Annotated in this window: 18 protein-coding genes and 4 tRNA genes; 17 read left to right on the forward strand and 5 right to left on the reverse strand. The window is 59.8% G+C overall.

What is annotated here, in order from left to right; genetic code table 11:
• Nucleotides 1-501: 501 nt before the first annotated feature.
• The 4 genes from ACW9UO_RS03805 to pdxH all read right to left on the reverse strand — a co-directional run bounded on the left by ACW9UO_RS03805 (nt 502) and on the right by pdxH (nt 2,405).
• Nucleotides 502-578: transfer RNA gene (locus ACW9UO_RS03805), tRNA-Pro, on the reverse strand.
• Nucleotides 579-705: 127 nt separating this feature from the next.
• Nucleotides 706-1,086 (reverse strand): DUF192 domain-containing protein, encoded by a 381-nt coding sequence (locus ACW9UO_RS03810; protein WP_457087655.1) that lies wholly within the window; start codon nt 1,084-1,086, stop codon nt 706-708.
• Nucleotides 1,087-1,157: 71 nt separating this feature from the next.
• Nucleotides 1,158-1,688, reverse strand: a complete 531-nt coding sequence (locus tag ACW9UO_RS03815) for a cold-shock protein (protein ID WP_457087656.1) — start codon at nt 1,686-1,688, stop codon at nt 1,158-1,160.
• Between the two features lie 111 nt (nt 1,689-1,799).
• A complete protein-coding gene (gene pdxH / locus ACW9UO_RS03820; RefSeq protein ID WP_457087657.1) occupies nt 1,800-2,405 on the reverse strand; it encodes a pyridoxamine 5'-phosphate oxidase in 606 nt (201 codons plus the stop codon).
• A gap of 130 nt (nt 2,406-2,535) precedes the next feature.
• On the opposite strand from pdxH, the gene fabI reads away from it, so the two are divergent.
• The 8 genes from fabI (at nt 2,536) to ACW9UO_RS03860 (ending at nt 9,475) form a co-directional block, all read left to right on the forward strand.
• Nucleotides 2,536-3,342 (forward strand): enoyl-ACP reductase FabI, encoded by an 807-nt coding sequence (gene fabI, locus ACW9UO_RS03825; RefSeq protein WP_457087658.1) that lies wholly within the window; start codon nt 2,536-2,538, stop codon nt 3,340-3,342.
• 17 nt (nt 3,343-3,359) lie between these two features.
• Nucleotides 3,360-3,965, forward strand: a complete 606-nt coding sequence (locus ACW9UO_RS03830; protein ID WP_457087659.1) for a LysE family translocator — start codon at nt 3,360-3,362, stop codon at nt 3,963-3,965.
• Between the two features lie 90 nt (nt 3,966-4,055).
• A complete protein-coding gene (gpt, locus tag ACW9UO_RS03835) occupies nt 4,056-4,559 on the forward strand; it encodes a xanthine phosphoribosyltransferase (RefSeq protein ID WP_457087660.1) in 504 nt (167 codons plus the stop codon).
• Between the two features lie 130 nt (nt 4,560-4,689).
• Nucleotides 4,690-6,534: a SurA N-terminal domain-containing protein gene (locus tag ACW9UO_RS03840; RefSeq protein ID WP_457087661.1), complete on the forward strand. Its 1,845-nt coding sequence runs from the start codon at nt 4,690-4,692 to the stop codon at nt 6,532-6,534.
• Nucleotides 6,535-6,543: 9 nt separating this feature from the next.
• Entirely contained in the window at nt 6,544-8,055 is a 1,512-nt protein-coding gene (gene trpE / locus ACW9UO_RS03845; protein WP_457087662.1) for an anthranilate synthase component I, read from the forward strand.
• A gap of 591 nt (nt 8,056-8,646) precedes the next feature.
• Nucleotides 8,647-8,723, forward strand: a tRNA-Asp gene (locus ACW9UO_RS03850).
• 459 nt (nt 8,724-9,182) lie between these two features.
• Nucleotides 9,183-9,257 (forward strand) — tRNA-Val (locus ACW9UO_RS03855).
• Between the two features lie 142 nt (nt 9,258-9,399).
• Nucleotides 9,400-9,475: transfer RNA gene (locus ACW9UO_RS03860), tRNA-Val, on the forward strand.
• 289 nt (nt 9,476-9,764) lie between these two features.
• Here ACW9UO_RS03860 and lon read toward each other — a convergent pair.
• A complete protein-coding gene (gene lon, locus ACW9UO_RS03865; RefSeq protein WP_457087663.1) occupies nt 9,765-12,173 on the reverse strand; it encodes an endopeptidase La in 2,409 nt (802 codons plus the stop codon).
• Nucleotides 12,174-12,530: 357 nt separating this feature from the next.
• On the opposite strand from lon, the gene ACW9UO_RS03870 reads away from it, so the two are divergent.
• From ACW9UO_RS03870 to ACW9UO_RS03910, 9 genes are all read left to right on the forward strand, one after another.
• Nucleotides 12,531-13,397, forward strand: coding sequence for a hypothetical protein (locus ACW9UO_RS03870; protein ID WP_457087664.1), 867 nt, complete (start codon nt 12,531-12,533; stop codon nt 13,395-13,397).
• Nucleotides 13,398-13,510: 113 nt separating this feature from the next.
• The gene (locus ACW9UO_RS03875; protein ID WP_457087665.1) at nt 13,511-14,482 is read left to right on the forward strand and encodes a zinc-binding metallopeptidase family protein; all 972 of its coding nucleotides are present in this window, start codon (nt 13,511-13,513) and stop codon (nt 14,480-14,482) included.
• A gap of 226 nt (nt 14,483-14,708) precedes the next feature.
• Complete coding sequence (locus ACW9UO_RS03880; RefSeq protein WP_457087666.1) at nt 14,709-16,289, forward strand: ABC transporter substrate-binding protein; 1,581 nt, start codon at nt 14,709-14,711, stop codon at nt 16,287-16,289.
• Nucleotides 16,290-16,538: 249 nt separating this feature from the next.
• Entirely contained in the window at nt 16,539-18,104 is a 1,566-nt protein-coding gene (locus tag ACW9UO_RS03885; RefSeq protein ID WP_457087667.1) for an ABC transporter substrate-binding protein, read from the forward strand.
• Nucleotides 18,105-18,412: 308 nt separating this feature from the next.
• Entirely contained in the window at nt 18,413-19,393 is a 981-nt protein-coding gene (locus tag ACW9UO_RS03890; protein WP_457087668.1) for an ABC transporter permease, read from the forward strand.
• A gap of 1 nt (nt 19,394) precedes the next feature.
• Nucleotides 19,395-20,351, forward strand: a complete 957-nt coding sequence (locus tag ACW9UO_RS03895) for an ABC transporter permease (RefSeq protein WP_457087669.1) — start codon at nt 19,395-19,397, stop codon at nt 20,349-20,351.
• 169 nt (nt 20,352-20,520) lie between these two features.
• A complete protein-coding gene (locus tag ACW9UO_RS03900; RefSeq protein WP_457087670.1) occupies nt 20,521-20,871 on the forward strand; it encodes a hypothetical protein in 351 nt (116 codons plus the stop codon).
• The gene (locus tag ACW9UO_RS03905) at nt 20,868-21,857 is read left to right on the forward strand and encodes an ABC transporter ATP-binding protein (RefSeq protein ID WP_457087671.1); all 990 of its coding nucleotides are present in this window, start codon (nt 20,868-20,870) and stop codon (nt 21,855-21,857) included. Before ACW9UO_RS03900 ends, ACW9UO_RS03905 begins: the two co-directional genes overlap by 4 nt.
• A complete protein-coding gene (locus ACW9UO_RS03910) occupies nt 21,857-22,819 on the forward strand; it encodes an ABC transporter ATP-binding protein (RefSeq protein WP_457087672.1) in 963 nt (320 codons plus the stop codon). The genes ACW9UO_RS03905 and ACW9UO_RS03910 overlap by 1 nt, the downstream gene beginning before the upstream one ends.
• The last annotated feature ends 70 nt before the right edge of the window (nt 22,820-22,889 follow it).

Genomic DNA, 22,889 nt, shown 5'->3' on the forward strand with positions numbered 1-22,889 from the left:
GAAAGCACCGCGCAGCATGCAGGCCCTGATCTGGGCAGAATCTCGTGGGCAGCAGATGCCCCTGTTGGTGATGGTTGTCGTCTGTCCCCGTTACCGTTGCGTCACTATATGTAGTGTTTTTCGCAGCGGTGACCACAATCTGACGTATATCACCATACACCGTCAACATCGATTTTTTGCTAAAATGCCAGAAAAATACCTTGACCGTCTCGGGGTGAAAACTGTCCCTGATTCAGCCGCGTCTAACCCACAGGATTGCCCACAGGGCAGGCCGCCAAGTTTTTCTGTGATTTACAGCACATTTAGCCGCTGCTCACACCCTGCCGGGCCGACTTATCCCCTGCTGTGATGCCGCCAAACGGCCCTGCCCCTCTCGCAGCTGCAGAAAAATCAACTTGTCTGAAGAATGTGTGAAAAAGCCACATGCAACCACAGTCTGCGTAGAATAGCAGCAGGGTCCGCACGGAGGCGGACCACTATATCTGGTGTATGTAGGAAAGTTGGTCGGGACGGCAAGATTCGAACTTGCGACCTACGGTACCCAAAACCGTCGCGCTACCAGGCTGCGCTACGCCCCGAAACCTCAGGCTTCTTAATCGGACTGCGCGGTAATGAAAAGCACGAAAAGCATCCTTTTTGCGTCAAAGCCGGATCCATTGATGGATCCGTCCCGATCTGAAGACAGATCGGCCCGCGCGCGACAGATCAGCAGGGCCAAGCGGCGTTGGTTTGGGGCAATTCCGCGTGTCGCACCACGGTTCCGGGGCGAATGCCCAACCGCGCGGCAAGTCCGCCGTTGATTTCAAGCACGCTGCGAATCGGATAATCGCTGGGAATGCTGGTGGTGTCATGCGGCACCGCCTTGGCATGCACCTTCTTCACCACGCCGCGCGCGTCGATAAACACCATGTCGAGCGGAATGAAGGTGTTTTTCATCCAGAACGAGACTTTGCGCGTTTCACCATAGATGAACAGCATGCCCTGGTTGTCCGCCATGTCCTTGACGTACATAAGGCCGCGCGATTGCTCCATAAAGTCATCGGCCACGGCAACGCCAAAGTTCACCTTGCCCTGATCGGTTGCCACTTCCAACTGGCCGGGCCGGCACGCAGCCTGCGCAGATGTCGCGGCCCAGAGGCCGCACAGAGCCGCAGCAATTACTCGAATTTCGACGCGCTTTCCCATGGACACACCTCTACAGCCATCCTGCCGCGCTTGCCATCAATGGCGCGCAAACCAAGCGCCTCGCCCGATTGCACATCGGCCAAACCGGCACGGCGCAGCACCTCAACATGCAAGAACACATCCTCAGGCAAGCCAAAGACATTGGCAAACCCAAATCCCTTGGCCTTATCGAACCACTTCACCCGAGCAGGCGTAAGTTCTGCCGCGGCAATCACCTCTGGATCGACCACTTCGAAATCCGCCAAGGGCGGCGAGCCGTCATCCTCGGGCGGGAAAATTTCGGCCACTGCCACGGCCTGAATGCCGCGTGGCGTTTCCTGAATGTCGATAATGATCCGCGCGCCGTCCGCAACCGAGCTTTGCCCGTAGTTGCGCAACACGTTGGAATGCAACAGGATATCGGGCCCGCCTTCATCAGCGAGCACAAAGCCGAAGCCTTTGAGCGGATCGAACCATTTTACTCGGCCTTCAACCCGCCTGGGTTGGTGTTCTGCTTGTTCCAAGTCGCACTCTGTTTTCTTCTCATCCCAAATAACACTTGCATGGAACGGGGTCTGAAATGCAAGCGCATATACCTGTTTTTTTTACATATTGCATTTCACGATGCGGGAAATTCAGGGGTTTAAGCGCTCAATTTTCCACGCATTATCAATATCAGAGCGCCGCCATACAATCCTGTCGTGCAATCGAAACGCGCCATCGGCCCAGAACTCGATTTCGACGGGTGTGATCCGCCAGCCCCCCCAAAACGGCGGCCGCGCGGGGTTTGGCCCCTTCTGCGCTGTGACCTTGGCCACCTCTGCCATCAGTACACTGCGCGACGACAAGGGCCGCGATTGCGCCGAAGCCCAGGCCCCCAACCGGCTTTTGAGCGAGCGCGACGCATAATAGTCATCCGCCTGCGGCCCGTCCTCGCGGGTGACATGGCCACGCACACGCACCTGACGGCGCAGGCTTTTCCAATGCATCACAAAAGCAGCGGTGCCGGTCGCGGCAATCTCCTGGCTCTTGGCGCTGTCGTAATTGGTGTAAAACACAAAGGCATCGTCTTCGATGTCCTTGAGCAGCACCATACGCACATTCGGCAAGCCGTCGCCGTCCACCGTGGCCAGCGCAATGGCGTTGGGATCGTTGATCTCTTGCGTTTCGGCCTCGGCCAGCCAGCGCTGGGTGATTTCGAACGGGGAGTCGCCAGCAAAAATGCCGCTACGGTCTGACATGATGATCTCCTTTGGTCTTTTTTCCCCTGCCGGCGCGCAACAGGCAAGCCCGCAATGCCTCACGCTGACTTGATGCGCCGTTCCGGATACCCTAAGCGTCTGTTTCAAGACACTTGGTGGAGGTTTCGGGATGTCAAATTCATTAATGGCCGGTAAGCGAGGCCTGATCATGGGTCTTGCCAACGACAAGTCAATTGCTTGGGGCATTGCAAAGGCATTGGCCGACGCGGGCGCAGAGCTTGCGTTTTCCTATCAGGGCGAAGCTCTGAAAAAGCGGGTCGGCCCACTGGCCGCACAGTTGGGCAGCGACATTGTTCTGCCCTGCGATGTGGGTGATGAGGCCTCGGTGGATGAACTGTTCGCCGCGCTGCAAGAAAAGTGGGGCAAGCTTGACTTCCTCGTGCATGCGATTGGCTTTTCCGACAAGAACGAACTGCGCGGGCGGTACGTTGATACCAGCCGCAACAATTTCACCATGTCGATGGATATCTCGGTCTACAGCTTCACCTCGGTGATGCAGCGCGCCGAAAAGATGATGGCCCCCGGCTCCTCGGCCTTGACGCTGACGTATTACGGTGCCGAACGTGTCATGCCGCATTACAATGTGATGGGCGTGGCCAAAGCGGCGCTGGAAGCCTCGGTGCGCTATCTGGCCGAAGACCTTGGCAAGGACGGCATCCGCGTCAATTCCATCTCCGCCGGCCCGATCAAGACGCTGGCGGCCTCCGGTATTGGCGATTTCCGCTACATCATGAAGTGGAACGAGTACAATTCGCCGCTGCGCCGCAATGTGACCATCGACGATGTCGGCGGCTCGGCGCTGTATCTGCTGTCTGATCTCGGCTCGGGTGTGACCGGCGAGAACCTGCATGTGGACGCGGGCTATCATGTTGTCGGCATGAAGGCGGTCGACGCGCCTGACATGTCTAAAACCTAACATGTTCAACACCTAAGATGGGCTGGGAGCATATCCTTGCGTTCAACCTGACGCTCCTCGCAGCGCTGGCCTCACCGGGTCCGGCGCTGCTTTTGGCTCTGCGCACCTCGCTGGTCTCTGGTCCGCGCGCCGGGATTGCCACCGGGCTGGGCCTTGGCACGATGGCCGCGCTCTGGACCTTGCTGGCGCTGGCCGGGCTGGATGCGGTGTTTGCGCTGGTCCCTTGGGCCTATCTCGGGATCAAGATCACCGGCGCGCTTTACCTTATGTATATTGCTTGGGGCATGTGGCGCGACGCGCGCAAACCGCTGGCCCCCGGCACCGTACAGCCCGGAAAACAGGCGTTTCGCAGCGGGTTTCTGGTCAACATGAGCAATCCCAAGTCGGTGCTCTTCGCCTCGGCGGTGCTTTTGGTGATCTTCCCCCCCGATCTGAGCCTTGCTGAGCGCGCCCTTATCATTGCCAACCACCTGATGGTGGAATTCGCCGCCTACACCGCCTTTGCGATGGCACTGTCGACCCGCCCGGCGCGCGACGGATACCTACGGCTTAAACATGTGTTTGACCGGGTGGCGGCGGTTGTCTTGGGCCTGCTCGGACTGCGACTGATCTTTGGGCGCTAAACCGAAACAGCCCAAACCCCGGAAATTCGTACACAGACTTTCTTTTGTGCCGCACTTGGGCTAGACGCGAAAAAAAACGGAGTTCCGGACATGAGCGATCGTCTGCCACACGAAAAAGGCTTTCACGTCAGCTGGGATCAGCTGCACCGCGACGCGCGCGCTTTGGCGTGGCGGCTCGATGGCCACGGGCCAGACAATGGCGCATGGCGCGCGGTTGTCGCGATCACCCGTGGCGGCATGGCCCCGGCGATGATCGTCGCGCGCGAGCTTGATATTCGCATCGTCGATACGATTTCGGTCAAAAGCTACAACCATCAGAACCAGACCGAACCGCAGGTGATTAAATCGCCTGACATGGAGGTGATTGGCGACGGCACCGGCGTTCTGGTGATTGACGATCTGGTCGACACCGGCAAAACCATCGAAGCCGTGCGCGCCCATATGCCGAATGCCCATATCGCGACTGTTTATGCCAAACCGATGGGCCGTCCGCAGGTGCAAAGCTTTATCACCGAGGTCAGCCAGGACACCTGGATCTTCTTCCCTTGGGATATGGCGCTGCAATATGTCGAGCCCTATCGCGGCAAGGACTAAGCGCGCCCCTCTTTTGGGCAGGTCAATCGCACCGAAACGCACCGCCTGACGGTGCCCAAGTGCTCTTGCTCCTGCCCTGCCCTGCGCGTAGACACATCTCGCAACACGAACAAACTTCCCAGGAGCGGTCATGGCCAAAGGCAACAGCATTTCCAAGACATTGGTCTGGATCCTCATGGGGCTTCTCTTTGTCGGCCTCGCGGGGTTCGGCGCGTCAAACTTGTCTGGCACCATCCGCACCGTCGGCACAGTCGGAGATGAGACGATCTCGGTTGATGACTATGCCCGTGGGCTGCAACAGGAAATGCGCAGCATGGAGGCCGCGACCCGACAAACGCTGACCTTCCAACAGGCCCAAGCGCTTGGCCTGCCGCAGCGCGTGCTGGGCCGGCTGATTTCGTCCAACGCCCTCGACACCGAGGCCAAACGGCTTGGGATTTCGGTCGGGGATGAGGTTGTCGCGCAGGAACTGATGGCGATTTCGGCATTTCAGGGACCGGGCGGCGCCTTTGACCGCGAAACCTATCGCTTTGCTCTGGAGAACGCCGGGCTCGACGAAGGTGCGTTTGAGCAAAACCTGCGCCGCGAAACCGCGCGTACCTTGCTGCAAGCGGCGATCATCTCGGGCAATCCGATGCCCGATACATATGCCGAAACCCTGCTGGGATTCGTCGGCGAAACCCGCGATTTCACTTGGGCCGCGGTTGACGCCGCCACCCTCGACGCGCCTGTGGCCGAGCCGACAGAAGAAGAGCTTGTTGCTTTTCACGCCGATAATATCGCCCGCTACACCCTGCCCGAGAGCCGCAATATCACCTACGCGTGGCTCACGCCTGACATGCTGCTCGACACTGTTGAGGTTGACGAAGACAGCCTGCGCGCCTCGTATGACGACCAAAACGACCGTTTCAACCAGCCCGAGCGCCGCCTTGTCGAGCGTCTGGTGATGTCGAACCAAGAGGCCGCTGACGCCGCGAAAGCCCGGATCGACGCGGGCGAGACCAGCTTTGAAGACGAAGTCACCGCGCGCGGCCTTGAGCTGGCCGATATCGACCTTGGCGATGTCACGCGGGGCGATCTTGGCGATGCGGCCGACGATATCTTTGCCGCCGAGGTCAATGCCGTGGTTGGCCCGCTGAAGTCTGACTTCGGGCCTGCGCTGTTCCGCGTCAACGCCATCCTGACCGAGCAGGCAACCTCGTTTGAAGACGCCCAGCCGATCCTGCGCGAAGAGCTGGCCCAAGACCGGGCGCGCCGGGTGATCGACGCGCTGATCACCGATGTTGACGATCTTCTCGCCGGGGGCGCGACGCTCGAAGAGCTGTCCGCCGAGACCGAAATGGAGCTGGGCCAGATCGACTGGAGCACGTCCAACAGCACCGACATCGCTGGGTACGACGCCTTTCGCGCCGTCGCCAGCGACGTGACCACCGAAGATTTCCCCGAAGTCGCGCAACTCGGCGATGGTGGCATCTTTGCGATCCGCCTCAACGACATCAACCCGCCCCGCCCGCAAGAGCTTGACGAGGTGCGCGATGTTGTTGTTGCCGACTGGCAAACCGAACAGACCGAAATTCGCCTGCTGGAACAAGCCGATGCGCTGGCCGCAGAACTTGGCGAAGGCAAGACCTTTGAGGGCCTCGGCCTCACGCCGCAGATTCAGACTGGCCAAACCCGCAACGGTTTCCTGCCCGGCCTGCCGAGCAATATCCTGTCGCAGATCTTTGCGCTTGACGGCCCCGAAACGATCACCCTGCCCCACGATGGCCGCGCGGTGATCCTGCGGCTTGACGCGATCAACGCGCCTGACCTTGATACCGAGGAAAACAAGCTGATCCTGACCAACCTGCAACAGCAGGTCAGCGGCGGCCTGTCGACCGATCTGTTTCAGGCGCTGGCCAACGATATTCAAGGTCGCGTCGGCATCTCAATCGATCAGCGCGCGCTTGACGCCGTGCACGTGAATTTCCAGTAAGGACGTCCCATGGCCCTGACGCCCGGTTTCGATGATTTCGCCCAAGGCTATGCCGCGGGCAAACATCAGGTGGTCTACACCCGGCTTGCCGCCGATCTCGACACGCCCGTGTCGCTTATGCTCAAACTCACCGGCGCGGCGCGTGACGCGTTTATGCTCGAGTCGGTGACGGGCGGCGAAGTGCGCGGGCGCTATTCGATCATCGGCATGAAGCCCGATCTGATCTGGCAATGTCATGACGGCAAGGCGCGGCTGAACCGTCAGGCGCGGTTCGATGGCGATGCCTTTACAGATGAGCCCGTCGATGCCTTGGCCTCGCTGCGCGCCCTGATCGAGGAAAGCCACATAGACCTGCCCACCGAACTGCCACAATCGGCGGCGGGGCTGTTTGGCTATCTCGGCTACGATATGATCCGGCTGGTCGAGCATCTGCCCAACATCAATCCCGATCCGCTCGGCCTGCCCGACGCGGTGATGATGCGGCCCTCGGTTGTGGCCGTTTTGGATGGCGTCAAAGGCGAGGTGACGGTGGTGTCGCCCGCGTGGGTCAACGAAGGGCAATCGGCCAAGGCGGCCTATGCGCAGGCGGCAGAACGGGTGATGGACGCGGTGCGCGATCTTGAACGCGCCCTGCCCTCGGAAAGCCGCGACCTTGGCGATGCCGCCGAAATCGGCGCGCCGCAGTCCAATTTCGCCAAAGCCGACTATCTTGCCGCGGTCGAAAAGGCCAAGGATTACATCCGCGCCGGTGACATCTTTCAGGTGGTGCCCTCGCAGCGCTGGACCCAGGATTTCCCGCTGCCGCCGTTTGCGCTTTATCGTTCGCTGCGCCGCACCAACCCCTCGCCGTTCATGTTCTATTTCAACTTCGGCGGCTTTCAGGTGATCGGCGCATCGCCCGAAATCCTCGTCCGGGTGTTTGGCCGCGAGGTCACCATTCGACCGATCGCTGGCACCCGCCCGCGTGGTGCCACCCCCGAGGAAGACAACGCGCTCGAAGCCGATCTCTTGGCCGACAAAAAAGAGCTGGCCGAACACCTCATGCTGCTCGATCTCGGCCGCAATGACACTGGCCGCGTGTCGAAAATTGGCACCGTGCGCCCGACCGAAGAGTTCAATGTTGAACGCTATTCCCACGTCATGCACATCGTGTCGAACGTGGTGGGCGAACTCAGCGAAGACCACGACGCGCTCTCGGCTCTGCTTGCCGGTATGCCCGCTGGCACCGTCTCTGGCGCGCCCAAGGTCCGCGCGATGGAGATCATCGACGAGCTCGAGCCAGAAAAGCGCGGCGTTTACGCCGGTGGCGTCGGCTATTTCAGCGCGGGCGGCGATATGGACATGTGCATCGCTCTGCGCACCGCAGTGGTGAAGGACGAAAAGCTGTATACTCAGGCGGGCGGCGGCGTTGTCTATGACAGCGACCCCGAGGCTGAGTTCATGGAAACCGTGAACAAATCCAAAGCCATGCAGAAAGCCGCAGAAGAAGCTGGACGGTTCACCGGGTTCGGCAACCGCTGAAGGCTTGGCCACGTAGCATTTGACCAACGTGAAGGCGTCGCACCTGCCAGCGGCGCCTTTTATTTTGTCTGGCCTTCCCTGTCTGATCTCGCTGTCTGCTTTCGCCCTGTCCGGTATGGCCCCGCCAAGTACGACACGCGTAAAGCCGTCGAGACCGCAGCAACCGTGCTGCTTAGTCCCTCAAGTCTCCCTTCCCTCTGTTACGGCGTCACAAAACCGCACCGCACTATTCCCATGATAGCCCTGCAACGCCAACGCACCGCTGAGCTCCATATCGGCCTCGCACGACCCTAACAGGCCTGTCACGGCGCACCTCTGGCGCGACCAACCGCACCTTGCCTATCCATTATCGCACAGCAGTCACCGCCCCGGCCTATGGGCAATGACGCAGCGTCGCTTCTGAAAGCTAAAACCTGCCTGCAACAGATTAAAATATCGTTAAAATTTCCCAGCTTACCTGGCCTTTTCGACTGGATGACGCTGGCTCATTGCGCTTTTCCAAACCAATTTGCGCGCATGTGCAGAAAAGCTGAAAAAACTGCCCTAACCTGCTTGACGCCGTCCGCCCCATATCCTAATCAGCCCAAACGCGCGGTTGTAGCTCAGCTGGTTAGAGTGCCGGCCTGTCACGCCGGAGGTCGCGGGTTCGAGCCCCGTCAACCGCGCCACTTACCCCCCGGTCAAATTCAGTAGAATTTGACCAATCTCCCCCTCGCATTTGCGCGCCACCCTGTACGCGCGATGGACCGGTACGCCCGTACCACGCGATGCAGTTTGCCTTGCGCCCTTGGCGAGGCCGCCCTTTGTCCGCGAGCCCCGGCCGGCCTTCTCAAAGCGCATTTCCACGCAGTCGACCGCCTCCGCCGCAAGGCGCGAAATCCCGCCCGGAACGCCTATAGGCTAAGCCGGACCACTGCGCCCCCTTCCTGCGTCGAAATCGACCGCCGCGACCAAGGTCGGTAAAAGGATCGCGCAGACAGGAACAGCAAAAGCTCAGCCCAATTTATCCTGCTTTCTCAGCAAATCTTGCTGCGGCCCTACATTTGAACTTCCGAGCGATAGAGGTCGATTTTCTCAACCTCCCCCCCTTGCATGGTCGGAAAAGTGCCGCTAAGAGACGCGCTACCGGGTGATTAGCTCAGTGGTAGAGCGCTTCGTTCACATCGAAGATGTCAGGAGTTCAAATCTCTTATCACCCACCATTTTCCCTCCTATCCAGCCGCCCGGTTGCAACCAAGATTGCCGGACAAATCTGCGCGCTTAAATCCCGCTGAACAGTCAATTTAACTTTGTTACGATTATGTCTTGAAGCTCCGGGCAGAGGCGATTAGAAGCTGCTCGCAAGGGTGATTAGCTCAGTTGGTAGAGCGCTTCGTTTACACCGAAGATGTCGGGAGTTCGAGCCTCTCATCACCCACCATACCTCAGATTTCGAGCCAGATGGACACTCAATCGGGGTGACCTGAAGTCAAGGGACATCCTCCCGAAACGTAGGGGGATTTCAGGACTGCCAAGCAGGCAGATCTGACCTGTTGGCCCGGTGGCCACGCCCCCTGTTCTTCCACCCAATTCCAGACCGCACAGAGGAAGACGGGAGGGTATTCCCATCGCGCCCAGTGGGTGCTTGCGGCCCGCTGTCCCCCTGCAAATGCGAAAGAGGCCGCCCGATTGGGCGGCCTCTTGCTGTCGATATAGGGGGGCCTGAGAGCTTAGTGCGCCACGGCGCTGGCGCTGTCGTCACCCTTTGAGATGGCCCGAGCTGCCGCCGCTTCTTCTGCGGCCTCGTCCCATTCAATCGGCTCCGGCTTGCGGATCAGCGCGGCCTCCAGAACTTCGGAGACGTGCTTCACCGGGATCAGCTTTAGCCCAGCCTTCACGTTGTCCGGAATCTCGGCGAGGTCTTTCTCATTCTCTTCCGGAATGAACACCGTCTTGATCCCGCCACGCAACGCCGCCAGCAGCTTTTCCTTCAGCCCGCCGATGGGCATCGCATTGCCGCGCAGAGACACCTCGCCAGTCATGGCGATGTCCTTGCGCACCGGGATGCCCGTGAGCACCGAGACGATCGACGTCACCATCGCAAGACCGGCCGAGGGGCCGTCTTTGGGCGTGGCACCGTCGGGCACGTGCACGTGGATATCCCACTTTTCAAACTTCGGCGGCTTGACCCCGATCTGCGGCGAGATCGAGCGGACATAGCTCGACGCCGCATCGATGGATTCCTTCATCACATCGCCCAGTTTCCCGGTGGTCTTCATCCGGCCCTTGCCCGGCAGGCGCAGCGCCTCGATCTGCAACAGGTCGCCGCCGACAGAGGTATAGGCCAGGCCGGTCACAACACCGACCTGATGCTCGTCTTCGGCCAGCCCATAGCGATGTTTGCGCACGCCAAGGAAATCCGACAGGTTTTCCGACGACACAACCACCTTATCCGTCTCGCCTTTGACGATCTGGGTCACGGCTTTACGCGCCGTCTTGGCGATCTCGCGCTCAAGGTTCCGAACGCCGGCCTCGCGGGTGTAATACCGCACCATGTCGGAAAGCGCCTCGTCGGCCAGCTCGAATTCGCCCTTTTTCAGACCGTGGTTCTTGATCTGTTTCTGGACGAGGTGGCGCTTGGCGATCTCGGTTTTTTCGTCTTCGGTATAGCCAGCGAGCGGGATGATCTCCATACGGTCAAGCAGCGGGCCGGGCATGTTATAGCTGTTCGAGGTGGTCAGGAACATCACGTTGCTGAGGTCATATTCGACCTCAAGGTAGTGATCGACAAATGTCGAGTTCTGTTCCGGATCAAGCACTTCGAGCATAGCCGACGCCGGATCGCCCCGGAAGTCCTGCCCCATCTTGTCGATCTCGTCGAGCAGGATGAGCGGGTTGGTGGTCTTGGCCTTTTTCAGCGCCTGAATGATCTTGCCGGGCATCGAACCGATATAGGTCCGACGGTGGCCGCGGATCTCAGACTCGTCGCGCACGCCGCCCAGCGAGATGCGGATAAACTCGCGCCCCGTGGCCTTGGCGACCGATTTGCCCAGCGAGGTTTTGCCGACACCCGGAGGGCCAACAAGGCACATGATCGGGCCTTTCAGCTTTTTCGAGCGCTGCTGCACGGCAAGGTATTCAACAATGCGTTCCTTGACCTTTTCCAGCCCGTAATGATCGTCATCCAGGATGGTTTCAGCCTTGGTCAGGTCCTTTTTGACGCGCGATTTCACGCCCCACGGGATCGACAGCATCCAATCGAGATAGTTGCGCACAACGGTGGCTTCGGCGGACATCGGGCTCATGTTCTTGAGCTTTTTCAGTTCCGCATCGGCCTTTTCCTTGGCCTCTTTCGAAAGCTTGGTGGCGTTGATTTTGCCCTCAAGTTCGGCAATCTCGTTTGCGCCGTCCTCGCCATCGCCCAATTCCTTCTGAATGGCCTTCATCTGCTCATTCAGGTAATATTCGCGCTGGGTGCGCTCCATTTGGGATTTGACGCGGGTCTTGATCTTTTTCTCGACCTGCAGGACCGACATTTCGCCCTGCATCAGGCCGTAGACCTTCTCGAGCCGCTCCGACACGGAGAGGGTTTCCAGAAGGTCCTGTTTCTGGTCAACTTCGATGCCCAGATGCCCGGCCACCAGATCGGCCAGCTTGGCCGGCTCTTCGGTCTCGGACACGGCGACAAGCGCCTCTTCGGGGATGTTTTTCTTGACCTTGGCATAGCGTTCAAACTCGCCCGCCACGGTGCGCAACAGCGCCTCGATCGAGGTTTGATCGCCCGGCATTTCGGTCAGATATTCGCAACGCGCTTCAAAGAAGTCGGCGTTTTCAAGGTATTCAACGATCCGCACCCGTGCCACGCCTTCAACAAGCACCTTAACGGTGCCATCGGGCAGCTTGAGCAATTGCAGGACGTTGGCCAGCACGCCAGCCTTATAGATGCCGCCAGCCTCGGGGTCATCGACGGCGGGATCGATCTGGCTCGACAGCAGGATTTGCTTGTCGTCAGCCATCACCTCTTCTAGCGCTTTCACAGACTTCTCGCGGCCCACAAACAGCGGCACGATCATATGCGGGAAGACCACGATATCGCGCAGCGGCAGCACCGGATAGCTTGAGTTGAGGGGGTCTTGCATGCTCTTTCCTTATTCTTGGCAAACTGGCACGGCCCCGCTTTGCGGCAGCGCTCACCAGCTCCTGTCAGGCGTTTTAGGTAGGGCTCGGCCCGGTCCCATTCAAGGTTGGGACAAATTGTTCTTGTTGAAACCAGAATGCCCGCAGCGCGCCACGGCGGCAAGCAGGTATCTGGGGTTAACAAGAGATTAAACACCCGGCCAAACGGTCAAATTGAACGCAAAATTGCCATTTTTCACCGATAAACCGCCGGATCGATGGGCCAAGTGTCTGGACAGTCACATCTTATCGCCAGAGGCCAAGGCCCGTCCGTGGGTATTTCCGTGGGTATTTATGACGTAGTATTAAAGGGTGGACCTATGAAGGCTTTGATCTCGGACCTGCTGTATTCGCGGGAATTTCGCAATTCGATGGCGGGTGCATTGACCCGCAAGCTGATCCGCGCCACCGCCCCCCGGATGAAATATTCGGTCGATTTTCAGGTCGACATGCTGGCGGTCGAGCGGCCGCACTATGCCTGGTGCATGCTCAATGCCGCCCGTTTGGGCCGCGCACTGGGCCATACCTCGATTTCCGCGATCGAGTTCGGCGTCGCGGGCGGCAACGGGCTGGCCTATATGTGCGACTTCGCCGAAGAGGTGCGCAAGGTGACGGGCGTGACGGTCGAGTGTTATGGCTTTGACACTGGCGCGGGCATGCCGGAACCCGAAGGGGCCTATGACCTGCCCTATTGGTTTGCCGCCAAGCAATACATCATGGACAAACCGGCGCTACAGGCGCGGGTGCCGCAGGCCAAGCTGGTGATCGGAGACATCCGCGAAACCATCGCAGGCTTCCTTGACACCCACAATCCCGCGCCGATTGGGGTGATGTTCAACGACACCGATTACCATTCCTCGACCCGCGAAAGCTTTCGCATCTTTGAGGAGGTCGCGGCCAAGCCCGGCCATTTCCTGCCGCGGGTTTTCATGTATTTCGACGATGTGCTCGGCTCCGAGCTTGAGATGTATGGCGCGCACAATGGCCAGTTGCGCGCGATTGCCGAGATGAACGCCGAGTCCGAGGCGATTGGCATTCACCGCAATCAGAACCTGATCCATCAGGATTACCTGCCCTACCGGCATCAGATCTATTACGGCCATCTGTTCGACCACCCCGATTACAACACCTACATCGGCGAGGGGCGGCAAGAGGCCATTGAGGGGCTGCTGAAGCTCAAGGCCTAGCCCCCGGCGCGGAAATTCGCAGCAGATGTATCGACAATGCGCCCCGGCCCGCTATGTGCCGCTTGCTGGGGCGACACATGTCGCGCCTGATGGTTTCAAAAGGTCTGCTCGTTATGCATCTGTTCGCCAATCCCGCCGCCTCTGGCGTGCTGTTTTTCGACAATCTCACCACCACCGGCGGCGTTGCTGTCGCCTATGATCCCGCCACGCGGGCGTTTCGCACCGATGGCGATTTCTGTGCCAACCGCGATGTGATCGGCTGCAACTGGGTTGCGCCCGCACCCGGTGCGCTGTGCCTGTCCTGCGCGATGACGGCGATGGCCCCTGATCCGTCGATGCCCGACGCCATCACCAATTGGTCACGGACCGAGGCCGCCAAACGCTGGGTGATCGACAACCTGCGGCGCTGGCAGTGGTTTGTGCCGCGCGACCCCGGCCCTGCCCCGATCTTCAATATGCTGGCCGAAGGCGTGCAACCGGTCGTCATGGGGCATGGCGACGGCGTTGTGACCATCAGCATCGAAGAATCCGATCCCGTGGTCGAGATCGAACGGCGCGAGCGGCTTGATGAGCGGTATCGCACGATGATCGGCCACATGCGCCACGAGATCGCGCATTATCTGTGGTGGCGCCTCAGCATTGTGCCGGGCTTCCTTGATGCCTTCCGCGACCTGTTTGGCGACGAACGGGCGGATTACGGCGAGGCGCTGGAAAAGCATTACAAGAATGGCCCGCCGTCGGATTGGCAGGGGCGTTTTCTGACCGCGTATGCTTCGGCCCACCCGCATGAGGACTGGGCGGAAACCTCGGCCCACCTGCTGCATCTGGTCGACATCACCGACAGTTTTCTGGCCACCGGCTTTACCCTGCCCAACCTGCCGGGGCCAAGCTGGGACCCCTACGCCGAAAGCGATTTCGCAGTGTTGGTGCGCATCGCGTCAACGGTTGCCGTGGGCGCAAACCACGTCAACCGGTCGATGGGGTTGCAGGATGTTTATCCGTTTGTCCTGTCGCAAACCACCCGGCAAAAGCTTGAATTCGTTCATAAATGGCTGCGCGAAAGCGGTCTTATGACGGTGGGCTGACGCGCGGAGTTCCCGCTCTCGAAATGCGCTGCGGTTTGTGCCAGACTGGCCCTATCGCCATCGTCTCGGCCCCCCGTACTGTGGGGGCCGCCGACCTTGTGCCGAGGATCGCGCCGGGCTGCACAGGCCTGACGTGAAGTCGGCACTTGCCATTCGCAACGCTCTGTCAAAGACTGCGGATATGGCGAACCATAAAAACGCTGCACAACAACAACAGGGAACTCCAATGAAAACGACACTTGCTCTTTCGATGATCGGTGCGCTGCTGGCGACCTCTGCGCCGCTCGCGGCCGAAACGCTGCGTTGGGCCCGCTCGGGCGACGCGCTGACGCTTGACCCGCATTCGCAAAACGAAGGCCCGACCCACACCATCCGTCACCAGATGTATGAGCCGCTGATCATCCGCGACACCACCGGTGCATTCGAGGCCGCCTTGGCCACCGATTGGGCCCCCAAGGCCGATGATCCCAACGTCTGGGTCTTTAACCTGCGCCAAGGTGTGAAATTCCACGATGGTGCCGATTTCACCGCCGAGGATGTGGTGTTTTCGTTCGAACGTGCGCAACAGGAAAACTCGGATATGAAAGAGCTGATCGGCTCGATCACCGAAGTGCGCGCCGTCGATGACCACACCGTCGAAATCGTGACAGACGGGCCCAACCCGATCCTGCCGTCCAACCTCACCAACCTGTTCATGATGGACAAGGGCTGGACCGAGTCCAACAACACCGTAAAGGTGCAGGATTTCGAGGGCGGCGAGATCACCTTTGCCACCACAAATGCCAACGGCACCGGCCCGTACACGCTGACAAGCCGCGAGCCTGACGTGAAAACCGTGATGACCCGCAACGAAGACTATTGGGGCATTGATCAGTTCCCGATGGAGGTGTCCGAGATCGTCTATACCCCGATCCAGAACGCCGCCACGCGGGTTGCTGCGATACTGTCGGGCGAGATCGATTTTCTGCAGGACATGCCGGTGCAGGATCTTGAGCGCGTCGGCAACTCGGATGGTCTGACCGTCAAGAAGGCACCGCAAAACCGGGTGATTTTCTTCGGGATGAACCAAGGCGCGGATGACATCGAGGCTGACAATATCGAGGGCAAAAACCCGCTCGCGGATGTGCGTGTGCGCAAGGCGATGTCGATGGCGATTAACCGCGATGCGATCCAACAGGTGGTGATGCGCGGCCAGTCGATCCCGGCGGGCATGATCGCGCCGCCTTTCGTCAACGGCTGGACCGAGGCGATGGACGCTGAGTCGTCGACCGATATCGAAGGTGCCAAGGCGCTGATGGAAGAGGCTGGCTACGGCGATGGCTTCTCTCTGCGGCTCGATTGCCCGAACGACCGCTACATCAACGATGAGGCGATTTGTCAGGCGGCTGTCGGCATGCTGGGCCAGATTGGCGTGACCGTGAACCTGGATGCCAAGCCCAAGGCGCAGCACTTCCCGCTGATCACCGACAGCCAGACCGATTTCTACATGCTGGGTTGGGGTGTTCCGACGTATGACTCGGAATACATCTTCAACTTCCTCGTGCATGGCCGCGAGTCTGACATCGGCACATGGAATGGCACTGGTTTCGACAACGACGAGATCGACGCCAAGATCAAAACGCTGGCCTCCAACACCGATCTGGATGCCCGCAACGCCGATATCGCTGCGATCTGGCGGGTGGTGCAGGATGAAGCGCTGTATATCCCGATCCACCACCAGGTGCTGAACTGGGGCATGGCTGACGGCGTCGGCATCGAGGTCGACCCCGAAGATCAGCCGAAGGTGAAATACATCACCATGAACTGAGACCGTTCAAAACGGTGTGACACGGTGCAAAAGGGGGCGGTTCCGCAAGGGGCCGCCCTCTCTTCATTCCGCCCGCCCTCACCATTCGGCAACCCGGAACCTTTCAAAGGTTCCGGCCCGATTTCTTCAAAAGAAATCGGCTGCTCCGCCGCCCGCCAACGCGCACCAATCCAACCGACCGACGCTTACCTATGGATGCCGTCGCCGTCTGTGCTAGGCTCATGGCAAAGCCACCAAGGAGACTTTGCCATGTCACGACACATATGCGCGCTGGCGCTCGGGGCCGTTCTTGCGGTTCCGGCAAGCGCCGAAGAGTTCAAATGGGCCGTCACCACTGACCCGCAAACCATGGACCCGCATGCCGTCAACTCCACGCCGGTTCTGGGCTTTCTCAACAACGTCTACGAAGGCCTCGTGCGGCGCGGCAAGGACATGTCGATCGAACCCGCACTGGCCACCGGATGGGAGCCGATCGGCGACGGCCAAGGCTGGCGCTTTACCCTGCGCGAAGGCGTGACCTTCCATGATGGCGCTACGTTTGACGCCGCCGATGTGCTGTTTTCTTATCAGCGCGCCTCCGACGAGGCCGCCGACACCCGCAGCTGGTTTGCGCCGATTTCCGAGGTCAAGGTGGTCGACGACTATACCGTCGATTTCATGACCTCTGCGCCCAACCCGCTGTTCCCCTCCTCCATCGCCAACTGGATGATGATGGACTCCGGCTGGGCCGAGGCCAACGCCACCGCCCTGCCCGACAAGGAAAACGGCAATTTTGCCACCATAAATGCCAACGGCACCGGCGCGTTCAAAGTGACCGCCCGCGAGCCGGGTTTGCGCACCGTGCTCGAACCGTTCGAAAGCTGGTGGGACACTGCCGAACACAACATCACCAAGGCCGAGCTGACCCCGATCCAGAACCCCGCCACCGCTCTGGCGGCCCTGCTGTCGGGCGATGTGGATTTCATCAACCCGGTGCCGATCCAGGATGTGGCGCGCCTGGCCTCATCTCCGGATGTGCGTGTGGTGCAAGGCATCGAAGCGCGGGTGATCATGCTCGGTTTCCCGCATGAGGCCGAAACGCTGAAATTCTCCTCCGAGACCAAGGATGCCAACCCCTTCGCCGATGCCCGCGTGCGCCGCGCGGTGGCCCATGCGGTCAACGTGCCTGCCATCTTGCAAACCATCATGCGCGGCAATGCCGAGCCGGTGAACCAATTGGTCAGCTCGGCGATGAACGGCTATTCCGAGGCGCTCCCCGACGCCCCCGCGTTTGATCAAGACAAGGCGCGCGCCCTTTTGGCCGAGGCTGGCTATCCCGACGGCTTTTCCTTTGGTCTGAAGTGCCCGAACGACCGATATCTCAACGACGAATCCGTCTGTCAGGCGATCACAGGCATGCTCGCACAGGTTGGCATGACGGCAACTCTGGATGCGATGCCAGTCAACAATTACTGGCCGGAATTGCGCGCCGACAACTACGATATGTACCTGCTGGGCTGGTCGCCGGGCACTCTGGACGCGGAACACCCGATCCGCTTTCTTGTCGCCACACCGAATGACGAAAAGAAGCTCGGCAGCTGGAACTTCGGCGGCTATTCCAACGCGCGCATCGACGAACTTCTGCCGATGATCCAGTCGGAAATCGACGAAGCCAAACGCCAGGAGATGGTCGATGAGGTGACACAGATCATGGCGGATGAGCAGGCTTATGTGCCGCTGTACGTGCAACCGCTGGTCTGGGGCACACGGTCGAATATCGAGCTGACTCAACGCCCCGACGACTTCTTTATCCTGCGCTGGGTCACGGTGAACTGATCGCCTGACCTTTGGTCAGATTGGAAACGACAAAGGCCTGGCCAACCCGGCTGGGCCTCTGTCACGGCGCTGGAATGTGTCGGTGACCTCCCCGCCGGATCACCCCCTCACAGCCGCAATCATTACAATCTTTGTCTGCGACCCGTCACCGCCTAATCTGGCGGGCCACGCGGTATCCGGTTGTGGGCAGACAGGTTTGTTACCTTGGCGCGAGAATGCCCCTCGCCGTCGCGTCACCCGCCGATGTCAGCGATAACTTCGCCGCTTTTGCACTTGACGCGTCACGCCCCCGCATATCTTTTCCTCCCATGCTCGCATTTATCATCCGCCGTGTCGGCCAATCCATCCTTGTCCTGTTGATCGTCGGCCTCGTCGCCTTCTCGATGTTCAATTTCGTGGGCGATCCCATCGACAACATGCTTGGACAAGAACGCACCGCAGAAGACATCGCCCGCCTGCGAAAACAGCTTGGGCTCGATCAGAACTTCTTCGTGCAATATTTCAAATTCCTGTCGGAGGCCGTGCAAGGCAACTTTGGCGTCAGTTATCGCCAAGGCCGCCCGGTCACCGCCATCCTGCTGGAACGTGCGCCCGCGACGCTGGAACTGGCCGCTGTGTCTGGCATCCTTGCCATCGCTTTTGGCATCGCCTTGGGCGTGTTCACCGCAATTCGGCGCGATGGGTTCCTGGCCAATATCATCATGTCCGGGTCACTGATCGGGGTGTCGCTGCCGACCTTCCTGATCGGTATCCTGCTGATCTATGTCTTCTCGGTCGAGCTTGGCTGGCTGCCCAGTTTCGGGCGCGGCGAAGTGGTCACGGTGGGCGGCTGGAAGACCGGGTTCCTCACGGCAAGCGGCCTCAAGGCGCTGATCCTGCCGTCGATCACGCTGGGGCTCTATCAGATGACGCTGATCATGCGGCTGGTGCGCTCCGAGATGCTCGAGGTGCTGCGGCAGGATTACATTCGCTTTGCCCGGGCCCGTGGCCTGAAAGACCGCGCGGTGAACTTTCACCATGCCCTGAAAAACACGATGGTGCCGGTGATCACGGTGATCGGCCTGCAATTGGGCGCGATCATCGCTTTCGCCATCATCACCGAAACCGTCTTTCAATGGCCCGGTGTCGGGCTGCTGTTCATCAACGCGGTGCAATTCGTCGATATTCCCGTCATGGCCGCCTATCTGATGCTGATTTCGGTGATGTTCGTCGGGATCAACCTGCTGGTGGATATCCTGTATTTCTTCATTGATCCGCGCCTGCGCGCCGACCGCTCGGGAGGGCACTGAGATGACCGAGACCCAAGTCACGCCTCCTGTCGCCCCGCCAGTAAAATCGCGCCTGCGCCTCGCGTTTGAAAGCGATGTGTTCTACACATTCCGCCGCTCGCCCGTCGCGATGATCTCGGCTTTCGTGGTGGCCTTTCTTGTGCTGTCGTCGTTGCTCGCGCCGCTGATTGCGCCGACAAACCCGTTTGATCCGTCCTCTCTCAACCTGATGAACGGCTTCACGCCGCCGTTGGAGCCCAACGCCTTTACCGGCGATGAATTCCTGCTCGGCACCGATGATCAGGGCCGCGATGTGTTTTCCACCATCCTGTATGGCATGCGGGTCTCGCTGTTTGTCGGCGTGGCGGCGGTGACGTTTGCGATGATCCTTGGCATCACGCTGGGGCTGATTTCGGGCTATGTTGGCGGCTGGACCGAGACCATCATCATGCGCACCGCTGACGTGCAGCTGACCTTTCCCTCGATCCTTGTCGCCATGCTGATCTTTGGCATCGCCAAGGGCATCACCCCAGTGGAATACCGCGATCAGATGGCGATCTGGGTGCTGATCCTTGCGATTGGCCTGTCGGATTGGGTGCAGTTTGCCCGTGTTGTGCGTGGCGCGACGCTGGTGGAAAAGAACAAGGAATATGTGCAGGCCGCGCGCCTGATCGGGCGCAAACCCGGCGCGATCATGCTGCGCCATATCTTGCCCAATGTGCTCTCACCGGTCCTGGTGATTGCCACCATTTCGCTGGCGCTGGCGATCATTGCCGAGGCGACCCTGTCGTTCCTAGGTGTCGGCGCGCCGCCAACCCAGCCGTCTCTGGGCACGTTGATCCGCATCGGTCAGGGCTTTTTGTTCTCTGGCGAGTGGTGGATCCTGTTCTTCCCGGCCTGCACGCTTCTGGCTTTGGCCCTCTCCGTCAACCTGCTGGGCGACTGGCTGCGTGACGCATTGAACCCGAGGCTCCGTTAATACCATGGTAGATGTACTGAGTACAATTGATCTCGTCAAAGGTGTCGCGGAATTGGCTAGTGCTGTTTCTACTCGAAGCGGCTCACGCAATATCGTTAGGGAATCTCGATCAAGGCAGCTCATGATAGACTCCTTGAGAAGCATATATTTTGCTCCAAGAGGTGTAATAGTGCTTCTCGAGGAAATAGCTAACGGAGGCTATCCTTCTGTAGATCAAGTTGCCGCAATACTTCCGAATTTCAATGACGGCGAACACATTGTTTGGCGCGCACGAGATATGCTCGGAGATGATAGGTCGGCTGAACGCGCTAATTTGACCTTGCGCGCAACTCGAGTCTTGCGGGAAATCGAAAGTGGAAAGGGAGGCTTGCGGAAGAGAATTCAGCACTTATTGAACTACTCACTGACCTATGGCGAACCAATTGCGGCAGATCACGCAAAGAAGCTTATTCACGAGATAGAATTACTCAACGAGGCTATTGAGTTAGCTGAAGAGAAATTGGCGGAGGCAAACCGGTGACCCAAACTGTTCTGTCGATCCGCAATCTGTCGGTCGAAATCCCCACCCGCCACGGCATTGTCAAACCCGTCGATGGCGTGAGCTATGACATCCGCAAGGGCGAAATCCTTGGCGTTGTTGGCGAAAGTGGCGCGGGCAAATCAATGGCGGGCAACGCGGTGATCGGCCTGCTCAACCCGCCGGCGCATATTGCCTCGGGCGAAATCTGGCTCAACGGTACGCGGATTGACGGGCTGAAGGGCGACGCAATGCGGCGGCTGCGCGGCAAGGAAATTGGCATGGTCTTTCAGGATCCGCTGACCTCGCTTAACCCGCTGTTGCAGATCGGCGATCAGCTGGTCGAAACCATGCGCACCCACCTCGACCTCTCGCAATCCCAAGCTGAAAAGCGTGCGGTTGCGGCGCTTGAAGAAGTCGGCATTCCTGGCGCATCGCAGCGGGTGAATTCCTATCCGCATGAATTTTCCGGCGGGATGCGGCAACGGGTGGTGATCGCCTTGGCGCTTTGTGCTGAACCCTCGCTGATCATCGCGGATGAGCCGACAACAGCGCTGGATGTCTCGGTACAGGCGCAGATCATTGCGCTTCTGAAACGGCTGTGTCGCGATCGCGGCACGGCGGTTATGCTGATCACTCACGACATGGGCGTGATTGCCGAGGCGACCGACCGTGTCGCGGTGATGTACGCGGGCCGTCTGGCCGAACTGGGGCCGGTGCGCGATGTGCTGACCCAGCCGCGGCATCCTTATACCGATGGGCTGATGGCCTCGACGCCGCTGGCCTCGGCCGGCAAATCGCGGCTGCACCAGATCCCCGGCGCGATGCCGCGACTGGATGCGGTGCCCGATGGCTGTGCCTTCAATCCGCGCTGCCCGCGGGCCACTGATATATGCCGCCAACCGCCGCCGCCAAAGGTGCAGGACGGCATGGCCGCCTGCTGGCATCCGCTGGTCGGGGACGGCATCGAGAAAGAAAAGGTGTCCTGATGGCGCTGGTCAAAGTCGAGAAACTCAGCCGTGTGTTCGATGTGTCGAAACCCTGGCTGAACCGGGTGATTGAACGGCGCGGCAAAGCGTTGCTGACCGCTGTGTCCGAGGTAGATTTCGAAGTTCCAGAACGCTCGACCTATGCGTTGGTCGGCGAAAGCGGCTCGGGCAAATCCACCATCGGCAAAATGCTGGTGGGGCTGCTGCGCCCATCCGAGGGCAAGGTCGAGATCGAAGGCGTAGACCTCGCCAACGAAACCGATGCGGCCAAGGTCGACGCGGTGCGCGCCGATATTCAGATGATTTTCCAAGACCCCTTCGCCTCGCTTAACCCGCGTTGGCGCGTGCGTGACATCATCGTCGAACCGGTGGCAGCGCGGGGTGGCAAAACCGACGGAATGGCCGAGAAGCTGCTGGAACAGGTCGGGCTGTCGGTCAAGGACGCGGGTAAGTTTCCGCATGAATTCTCGGGCGGTCAGCGCCAGCGGATCTGTATCGCGCGCGCCTTGGCCAGTGAGCCACGGTTGATTGTCTGTGATGAGCCGACCTCGGCTTTGGACGTCTCGGTGCAGGCGCAGGTGCTCAACCTGATGAGCGACTTGAAGGACGATTTCGGCCTCACCTATGTCTTCATCAGCCACGATCTGACCGTGGTGCGGCACATGGCCGACGTGATCGGCGTGCTGTATCTGGGCCGTCTGGTGGAAGAGGCCGCGCCCGACCAGCTGTTTGACAGCCCTAAGCACCCCTACACCCAGATGCTGCTTGAGGCCGCGCCCAAGATGGACGGCTTTGGCCGCGAGATTGTGCCGCCCGAGGGTGAGATCCCCGATCCGATCAACCCGCCGACCGGCTGTGCCTTTCACCCCCGCTGCCCGATTGCGCAGGACATCTGCAAACGCGACCGGCCCGAGCTGCGGCGGATCGGCGGCACCCGCGTTGCCTGTCACTTCGCAGAGTAACGCCTCGTTTCAGCCAAGCCCCTTGCCAGATCCGCCGCCATTGCGCACCATCCCCCACGACAGCCTGTGG

The sequence above is a fragment of the Marinovum sedimenti genome, assembly GCF_054052205.1.

Coding starts and splice junctions, on each gene's coding strand:
- pdxH (WP_457087657.1), bottom strand. CDS start 2,405: ATGTCAGACCGTAGCGGCATTTTTGCTGGCGACTCCCCGTTCGAAATC.
- fabI (WP_457087658.1), top strand. CDS start 2,536: ATGTCAAATTCATTAATGGCCGGTAAGCGAGGCCTGATCATGGGTCTT.
- ACW9UO_RS03830 (WP_457087659.1), top strand. CDS start 3,360: ATGGGCTGGGAGCATATCCTTGCGTTCAACCTGACGCTCCTCGCAGCG.
- gpt (WP_457087660.1), top strand. CDS start 4,056: ATGAGCGATCGTCTGCCACACGAAAAAGGCTTTCACGTCAGCTGGGAT.
- ACW9UO_RS03840 (WP_457087661.1), top strand. CDS start 4,690: ATGGCCAAAGGCAACAGCATTTCCAAGACATTGGTCTGGATCCTCATG.
- trpE (WP_457087662.1), top strand. CDS start 6,544: ATGGCCCTGACGCCCGGTTTCGATGATTTCGCCCAAGGCTATGCCGCG.
- lon (WP_457087663.1), bottom strand. CDS start 12,173: ATGCAAGACCCCCTCAACTCAAGCTATCCGGTGCTGCCGCTGCGCGAT.
- ACW9UO_RS03870 (WP_457087664.1), top strand. CDS start 12,531: ATGAAGGCTTTGATCTCGGACCTGCTGTATTCGCGGGAATTTCGCAAT.
- ACW9UO_RS03875 (WP_457087665.1), top strand. CDS start 13,511: ATGCATCTGTTCGCCAATCCCGCCGCCTCTGGCGTGCTGTTTTTCGAC.
- ACW9UO_RS03880 (WP_457087666.1), top strand. CDS start 14,709: ATGAAAACGACACTTGCTCTTTCGATGATCGGTGCGCTGCTGGCGACC.
- ACW9UO_RS03885 (WP_457087667.1), top strand. CDS start 16,539: ATGTCACGACACATATGCGCGCTGGCGCTCGGGGCCGTTCTTGCGGTT.
- ACW9UO_RS03890 (WP_457087668.1), top strand. CDS start 18,413: ATGCTCGCATTTATCATCCGCCGTGTCGGCCAATCCATCCTTGTCCTG.
- ACW9UO_RS03895 (WP_457087669.1), top strand. CDS start 19,395: ATGACCGAGACCCAAGTCACGCCTCCTGTCGCCCCGCCAGTAAAATCG.
- ACW9UO_RS03910 (WP_457087672.1), top strand. CDS start 21,857: ATGGCGCTGGTCAAAGTCGAGAAACTCAGCCGTGTGTTCGATGTGTCG.